This is a genomic window from Dietzia aerolata (assembly GCF_014144865.1).
In the GTDB taxonomy this organism is placed as follows: domain Bacteria; phylum Actinomycetota; class Actinomycetes; order Mycobacteriales; family Mycobacteriaceae; genus Dietzia; species Dietzia aerolata.
Genome location: NZ_JAALDM010000154.1, coordinates 1 through 7,141 on the forward strand (window position 1 = coordinate 1; position 7,141 = coordinate 7,141).

7 protein-coding genes and 1 pseudogene are annotated in these 7,141 nt (G+C 67.4%); 3 read left to right on the plus strand and 5 right to left on the minus strand.

What is annotated here, in order from left to right; translation table 11 throughout:
• Positions 1 to 233: GntR family transcriptional regulator (locus G6016_RS10100; RefSeq protein ID WP_182632538.1), on the minus strand; the 233-nt coding region annotated here is incomplete at its 3' end.
• Positions 234 to 281: 48 nt separating this feature from the next.
• Between G6016_RS10100 and G6016_RS10105 the strand changes: the two genes are divergently transcribed.
• From G6016_RS10105 to G6016_RS10115, 3 genes are all read left to right on the plus strand, one after another.
• Positions 282 to 422, plus strand: coding sequence for a hypothetical protein (locus G6016_RS10105; protein ID WP_182632539.1), 141 nt, complete (start codon positions 282 to 284; stop codon positions 420 to 422).
• A gap of 221 nt (positions 423 to 643) precedes the next feature.
• On the plus strand, positions 644 to 1,909 hold the full coding sequence (locus G6016_RS10110) for a TerC family protein (RefSeq protein ID WP_182632540.1): 1,266 nt from the start codon (positions 644 to 646) through the stop codon (positions 1,907 to 1,909).
• A 243-nt stretch (positions 1,910 to 2,152) separates the two neighbouring features.
• A complete protein-coding gene (locus tag G6016_RS10115) occupies positions 2,153 to 3,406 on the plus strand; it encodes a pyridoxal phosphate-dependent aminotransferase (RefSeq protein ID WP_182632541.1) in 1,254 nt (417 codons plus the stop codon).
• A 179-nt stretch (positions 3,407 to 3,585) separates the two neighbouring features.
• Here G6016_RS10115 and G6016_RS10120 read toward each other — a convergent pair whose 3' ends face one another.
• From G6016_RS10120 to G6016_RS10135, 4 genes and pseudogenes are all read right to left on the minus strand, one after another.
• Positions 3,586 to 4,743 (minus strand): alpha/beta hydrolase, encoded by a 1,158-nt coding sequence (locus G6016_RS10120; RefSeq protein WP_182632542.1) that lies wholly within the window; start codon positions 4,741 to 4,743, stop codon positions 3,586 to 3,588.
• Between the two features lie 83 nt (positions 4,744 to 4,826).
• Positions 4,827 to 5,978: an alpha/beta hydrolase gene (locus tag G6016_RS10125; protein ID WP_182632543.1), complete on the minus strand. Its 1,152-nt coding sequence runs from the start codon at positions 5,976 to 5,978 to the stop codon at positions 4,827 to 4,829.
• Between the two features lie 82 nt (positions 5,979 to 6,060).
• A complete protein-coding gene (locus tag G6016_RS10130) occupies positions 6,061 to 6,552 on the minus strand; it encodes a glutathione peroxidase (RefSeq protein WP_182632544.1) in 492 nt (163 codons plus the stop codon).
• A gap of 71 nt (positions 6,553 to 6,623) precedes the next feature.
• Positions 6,624 to 7,141, minus strand: a pseudogene (locus G6016_RS10135) (MFS transporter); the annotation flags it as partial.

Consider the following 7,141-nt stretch of genomic DNA (forward strand, 5'->3'; position numbering starts at 1 on the left):
GTGCCGGAGCCGTGCTCGGAGGCCACGAACCCGGCGGCGGCGAGCTCGTCGAACGCCCGGACCACGGTTCCGCGGGACAGGCCCGTCTGCTCGGCGAGGGCACGGGTGGAGGGCAGGCGGTCGCCGTCGGCCAGCGCACCGTCGGCGATGCGGGCGATGATCGCATCCACCAGGTCGGCGGCACCGGCGATGTCACCCAGGACCAGGGTGGCGGTGCGGGCGGTGCGGGCCATGGTTGCAGCCTAGGGGTTTGGTTCACGCAGGTTGTGCGCGCGGCCTGCGTGAACGGTGCCGCCGGGCCCCGAGCGGCCCGTGCACCCGACGATCCCGCCTACGACCTCGTGGTCTCCATGGCGGCCGGGGAGACCGACGCCGCCACAGCCGCGGGCCTCCTGGCCGGCTGGGCCAGTCCAGGCGAGTGAGTGGCGGCCGTCTCGTCCACTGACGGTCTGGACCAAGCCGTGTAGCATTCACCGGCAGTGGGGGAGTATCCACAACGCTGCGATCGTCAACACGCGGGTCCGCCAATCGGACCGGCCGGGCGCAGCGGTTCACACCGGCAGCTCGTGCGGGAGTGGGCGGAGAGACTCACGGGACCTCGTCGTCCCCGCACCGTTTCTCACGAAAGGACACCCGTCCCTCCATGGAGATCACTCCGCTGCTGTGGGGCATCACGATCGCAGTCATCGTGGGCCTGCTGGCATTCGACTACATCTTCCACGTGCGCAAGGCGCACCTGCCCACGATTCGCGAGTCCGCGATCTGGTCCGCGATCTACATCGGCATCGCGCTGCTGTTCGGTCTGATTTTCTTCGCCGTCGGCGACACCGCGCACGCGGTTGAGTACTACGCCGGCTACATCACCGAGAAGGCGTTGAGTGTCGACAACCTCTTCGTGTTCCTGGTGATCATGGCGTCGTTCAAGGTGCCACGCGAGTTCCAGCAGAAGGTCCTGCTGTTCGGCATCACGTTCGCGCTGATCTCCCGCACGATCTTCATCCTGCTCGGCGCCGCGATCATCGAGGCCTGGTCGGACGTGTTCTACCTCTTCGGTATCGCACTCCTACTCATCGCCGGCCAGCAGCTGCGTGGCGAGTTGACCGGCGACAAGGACGGGAAGGACGAGGCGGACAACGTCATGGTCCGGCTGGCCAAGAAGTTCCTGCCCGCCTCCGAGCACTACGACGGCGACAAGATGTTCACCCGCATCGATGGCAAGCGCATGCTCACGCCGATGCTGCTCGTCATGGTCGCGATCGGCGCCACCGACATCCTGTTCGCGTTCGACTCGATCCCCGCGATCTTCGGTCTGACGCAGGAGCCGTACATCGTCTTCACCGCCACCGCGTTCTCCCTGATGGGTCTGCGGCAGCTGTACTTCCTCATCGACGGCCTGCTCGACCGGCTGGTCTACCTGTCCTACGGACTGTCCGCGGTCCTGGGCTTCATCGGCGTCAAGCTGATCCTGCACGCACTGCACGAGAACAACCTGGGCTTCATCAACGACGGCGAGAACGTCCCCGTCACCGAGATCCCCACCACCACCTCGCTGCTGGTGATCGTGTGCATCCTCGCGATCACCGTGATCGTCTCGCTGTCCAGCCCCAAGGGCAAGGCGCTGCGCGCACTGCAGAACGCCGAGAAGTACTCGTACCGCTACTCGAAGCTGGCCGAGGAATCGGACACCTCCGACGCCGACCGCGAAAAGGCCGAGCAGCTGATGGACGAGTGGACACGCAAGGCCGAGGCCGTGGCGCCGAAGTATCGCGAGGAACTGTTGGACCACCACGACAAATACTCCGAGATCATCCGCACCGCCCACGAGACCCGGCTCGCCTCGGCGCGTGCCGCCGGACGCGAGGTCGGCGAATCCGAGAAGATCGTCAAGCAGCAGGGCCCCACGGTCTGACCTGGCCGGGCTGACCTGGCCGAGCTGAGCTCGCCCGGCTAGCCGGTTTCGGCTGGATCCACCGGGATGGTCGTCATGGCTGCGGCCCTGAGGGCGTGTCGTCGCACTGGTGGCGACCATGTCCGCAGCCCTGACGACCATCCCCGCCCGGCGCCCTGGGCGGCCCGCCGGCGCCAAAGTGGTCTCGCCACTCTGCACAAAGTGGACCTTCCAGTCGCGCCACTTGGGCGGTGGAATGGTCGCATGAACACCACCGCGCCCACCTACCGCCAGTCCGCCCGGCTCCGCGACGTCCGCTACGACGTCCGCGGCCCGATCCTCACCGAGGCGATGCGACTGGAGGCCGAGGGCCACGACATCCTGCGACTGAACCTGGGCAACATGCGCCCGTTCGGGCTCGAGGCCCGGCCCGAGATCGTCGACGCCGTGGCCCGCGACCTCGGCGACGGGCAGGCCTACTCGGACTCGCGCGGAATCCCGGTCGCGCGCGAGGCGGTCGCCGAACACTACCGCCGCGTCGGGGTCGACCAGGTCACCGCCGACGACGTCTTCCTCGGCAACGGCGTCAGCGAACTCATCACGCTCGTGCTGCAGGCCATGGTCAACCCGGGCGACGAGATCCTGGTCCCCGCACCCGATTACCCCACGTGGACGGGCGCGGTGAACCTGACCGGCGGCGTGCCCGTGCACTACCTGGCCGACGAGGACAACGGCTGGAACCCGTCGCTGGCCGACATCGAATCCAAGATCACGCCCCGCACCACCGCGCTGGTGCTGATCAACCCCAACAATCCGACGGGCGCCGTCTACAGCGAGGAAACGGTCCGAGGGATGGCCGACATCGCGCGCCGCCACGGGCTCGTCCTGCTCAGCGACGAGATCTACGAGGAGCTGGTCTTCGGCGACGCGGTGCACCATCACGCTGCGCTCGCCGCCGGCAGCGACGTGCTGTGCCTGACCTTCGGCGGCCTGTCCAAGGCGTATCGGGTGTGCGGCTACCGGGCGGGCTGGGTGGCTGCGACCGGACCGTTGGATCGCGCGTCGGACCTGCTCGAGGGCATCACGCTGCTGTCCAACATGCGGGTGTGCCCCAACGTCCCGGGCCAGTACGCGATCCCCGTCGCGCTCGCCGCGGGCCAGCCGGGCTCGGAGCTGCCCGCTGACGTGGTGGATCCGGGCGGCGAGTTGGAGTCGCGTCTGGCGATGGCCGCGGAGATGCTGAATGCGATCCCCGGGGTGAGCTGCGTACCGCCGCGCGGAGCGTTGTACTGCTTCCCGCGCATCGATCGAGAAATGTATGGGGTCGACGACGACGAGGCCTTCGTCCTCGATCTGTTGCGGTCGGAGCATGTTCTCGTTACGCATGGAACGGGCTTCAACTGGCCGGAGCCGGACCATTTCCGGATCGTCTGCCTGCCGGAGGCAGGCGTGTTGGAGAGTGCGATCTCGTCGATCGCCGCATATCTGGCCCGCCGCCGTGTCGCCGTCGCCGCCTGACCCACCCCGCCGCCGGGTCGCCGTGGCCGCCTGACACCGCCCCGGCCCCGGCCCTGGCCCTGGCCCTGGCCGGTCATCGCCAAGAGAGTTCAGCACGCATCGCCCGAGTAGAAATGTGCGAAACCCACTTGGCGATGGGAGCGAAGCATCGGCGCCGCCTGACTTCGCCCCGGGCGAGGTCAGTCTTCGAGTGCCGGCTTGATGTACTCCCAGCCGGCGTCAAAGCTGGCCATGAAGGTGGACCAGTTGTGCAGGCCGGTCGCGGCGTAATCGACCCGGTGGTCGATTCCGGCCTCGATCAATGCCCGCTGGAATGCGGTGGTGCCCTCGTGGACACCGAGTTCCAGGATGGTCCCGCCGATCACCGCTTGCTGGTCATCCTGGTAGACGGCGAGGTCGTCGGGTCCGATGATCCCGTTGCCCGCCGCGAAGAACACCTTCTTGCCGGCCAGGCCGCGGACGTGGGAGATGGTGTCATTCTGCCGCCACCGCTCGCTGCCGCGCGGGCCCCACATGTTCTCGACGTCGCCGCCACGACTTTCGACGGTCACTCGCCTGGTCTGGAAGCCGAGCGGATCCATCGTGGAGTAGTGGCCGCTGAACGCCATGACCGCGTCGTAAAGGTCCGTGGTGGCGGCGAGATGCATGGCGGCCTGGGCTCCCATTGAGATCCCGCCGACCGCCGCCTGGTCCGTCGCATTGAGATGTGTGGCCACGACGCGGGGCAGTTCCTCGGTCAGGAAGGTCTCCCACTTGTTGCGGCCCAGGACCGGGTCGTCGGATTCCCAGTCGGTCCAGTAGGAGGCGTACGCCCCGGTCGGGATCACCACATGCACGTCGTCCTCGACGATGGGATGCGTGTCCAGTTCGCCCTCGGAACGCCATCCGGAACGGTTTTCCGGCGAGTCGACGCCGTCGAGCAGGTACAGCACCGGTGCAGCCTCATCGGTGGTCGCACGCAGGACCTCAACCTGCACTTCCCGCTGCATGGCGAGGGAGTCGACGACCCAGTATTCGTAGCGCCCGTCGGTCCGCGTGCTGACCACGGCCGTCCGGTCGACGTCCTTCGGCGGCCGCGGCCGCACCTCGAGGGCGCTGGTCGGGTCGGTGCCGACCGGGTACTGCGCCGCCCCGAGCGCGTCGACGAGCTCGGCTGTCGACCCGATCGGGCGCGGAGCGGGCAGTGGTCCGATCCGGACGGCGTCCTCGAAACCACGCAACACCGATGGCAGGTCACCGGCGGCGGGCTGCGCGAGGGCGGTCGTCGTGGATCCCACGGTCAACACGATCGCGAGTGCGCCAGCCGTGGCGGCCACACTGCGCATTCCGTAGGACATCAGGGCTCCAGGTACGAATCGATTCGGGCGGTGCCGCGCTGCGCGCCCGACAGGCACCTGGCCGGCCGACGCGCAGCAGCGGATCAGTCGAGCGCGCCCTTGATGTAATTCCAGCCGGCGTCGAAGTTCTTCATGAAGTTGACCCAGTTGTGGGCGCCGGTCGGGGTGTAGACGACCTCGTGCTCGACACCGGCACTGTTCAGCGCACGCTCGAATGCCGTGGTTCCCTCGAAGACCCCGCGCTCGAGAACGACGCCCACGGCCATCGACTGGACGTCGTCCTTGTACACGCCGAGATCATCCGGCCCGAGTGCGCCGTTGCCAGCGGAAAAGAACACCTTCTTGCCGGCCAGGTCGTTCACATGCGAGATCGTGTCGTTGGCACGCCACTGTTCGCTGCCGTGCGGTCCCCACATGTTGTCGAGCTCGGCGCCACGGGTCTCCACCGTCAGGCGCAGGGTCTGGTAGCCGAGCGGATCCATGGTGGAGTAGTTGCCGCTGAACGACATCACGGCGTCATACATGTCGTCCGTCGCGGCGAGGTGCATGGCCGCCTGCCCGCCCATCGAGATACCGCCGACGGCGTTCTTGCCGTTGACGTTCAACTGGTCGGCGACGATGTCCGGAAGCTCCTCCGTCAGGAAGGTCTCCCACTTGTAGTTACCCAGCAGAGGATCGTTGTTCTGCCAGTCGGTCCAGTACGAGGCGTACGCGCCGGTCGGAGCCACGATGTGAACGTTGTCGTTCGCGACCGGGCGGGTATCGACCTTGGCCATCGATCGCCAACCAGAGGGGTCTTCCGGGGAATCCACACCGTCGAGCAGGTACAGCACCGGTGCCGGACCGTCGCCCGTGGACGGCTTGACCTCGACCAGGACCTCGCGCTGCATCGCGTACGAGTCGACGACCCAGTATTCGAAGTTCCCGTCGGTTGTCTTGCTCACGAAGCCCGACTGGGCGACGTCCTTGTGCGGTCGCGGCTCGCCATACAGCTTTTCCATCGATCCCGCACCGAGCGGGAAGTCGGCGGACCCGACCGAGCCGATGAGCCCGGCCGTCGAGCCGACGGGCAGGGCTCCCAGGCTCCCGAGAGCCAGCTCGACGCTGCCGTCGCCGAGCGATGAGGGATCGAGCGCCCCCTCCTGGGCGGCGGCGGGACCTGCCGGCCCGAACGTCAGGGAGGCGGCGAGGACAGCCGCCGTGGTGGCCGTGAAACGGCGAAATCCGAGAGACATTGGGCTCCGATGAAAGTGGGACACGATACTCAGGAAGCTTAAACGTGCCTGAGCCGACATCGTTACCGCTTGGCGGCCAAGATCACTCCGACAGCGCCTGCTCCACATCCTTGCGCAGGTCCTCGGGCTTACGGTTCGGCCCGAATCGGCCCACGACCTGACCGTCGCGGCCGATGAGAAACTTTGTGAAGTTCCAATTGATGCGGCCGCCGAGCATCCCCGACTTCTCGGACTTGAGCCAGCGGTACAGCGGGTGCGCGTCGCCGCCGTTGACGTCGATCTTGGAGAACATCGGGAATTCGACGCCGTAGTTCCGCTCGCAGAACGCGCCGATCTGCTCCTCGTCGCCCGGCTCCTGGTTCGCGAACTGATCGCAGGGGAAGCCCAGCACCACGAGCCCCTCGTCGCGGTAGTCCTCGTACAGCTTCTGCAGCCCCTTGAACTGCGGGGTGAATCCGCACTTGCTCGCCGTGTTGACCACCAGGACCACCTGCCCCGCATAGTCGGCGAGGTCTTTCTCGCTGCCGTCCAGCAGGTTGGCCTCGAAATCCGAGAGGGTGCGGTCAGCGGCCATGAGGGCTCCTAGTGTGTGGTCGTTGTCGTCGTCGTCATAATTATCGTCTTTCGCGGCTCCGCCGCGGGGTCTCACCTCGCGCCCCGGGAGACGTCCGGCATCGAGAGCGCGGACGCGGCGCCGACCAGGCCCAGCACCGCCAGGAACACCAGCGCCCACTGGACACCGAGCACCGCCAACGCCGACGAGATCCCGCCCACGACCAGCAGGATGATTCCCATGCTTGTGTTCCCCACCGCGACGTACGCGGTTCGGGTGTCGCCCTCCGCGACGTCCACGACGTACGTCTTGCGGCCGACGCGCACGCCGGAGTGCAGCAGTGTGAGAAGGAAGTAGGAGCCCACGAACACGATTTTTCCGGCGGCCGATCCGCCGTCGAAGCCGGGGATCGCGAGCACCACCACGACCAGCGCGAGCGCGACGAGGGAGGCGGCCGCGGCGGCGCGTGCCATGAGGAGGCGGCTGGAGCGGTCCGCCATCCGGCCGAAGATGCGCCCGCCGATCAGCGAGGCCAGGCCGGAGGCGAGGATGAAGCCGCCCAGGCCGGTCAGTGCGTGGGTGCCCGCGGCCACCGACATCGACACGATGA

Excerpts from the sequence above, each read along its gene's own strand:
- G6016_RS10110 (WP_182632540.1), top strand. The coding sequence starts at position 644 with ATGGAGATCACTCCGCTGCTGTGGGGCATCACGATCGCAGTCATCGTG.
- G6016_RS10115 (WP_182632541.1), top strand. The coding sequence starts at position 2,153 with ATGAACACCACCGCGCCCACCTACCGCCAGTCCGCCCGGCTCCGCGAC.
- G6016_RS10120 (WP_182632542.1), bottom strand. The coding sequence starts at position 4,743 with ATGTCCTACGGAATGCGCAGTGTGGCCGCCACGGCTGGCGCACTCGCG.
- G6016_RS10125 (WP_182632543.1), bottom strand. The coding sequence starts at position 5,978 with ATGTCTCTCGGATTTCGCCGTTTCACGGCCACCACGGCGGCTGTCCTC.
- G6016_RS10130 (WP_182632544.1), bottom strand. The coding sequence starts at position 6,552 with ATGGCCGCTGACCGCACCCTCTCGGATTTCGAGGCCAACCTGCTGGAC.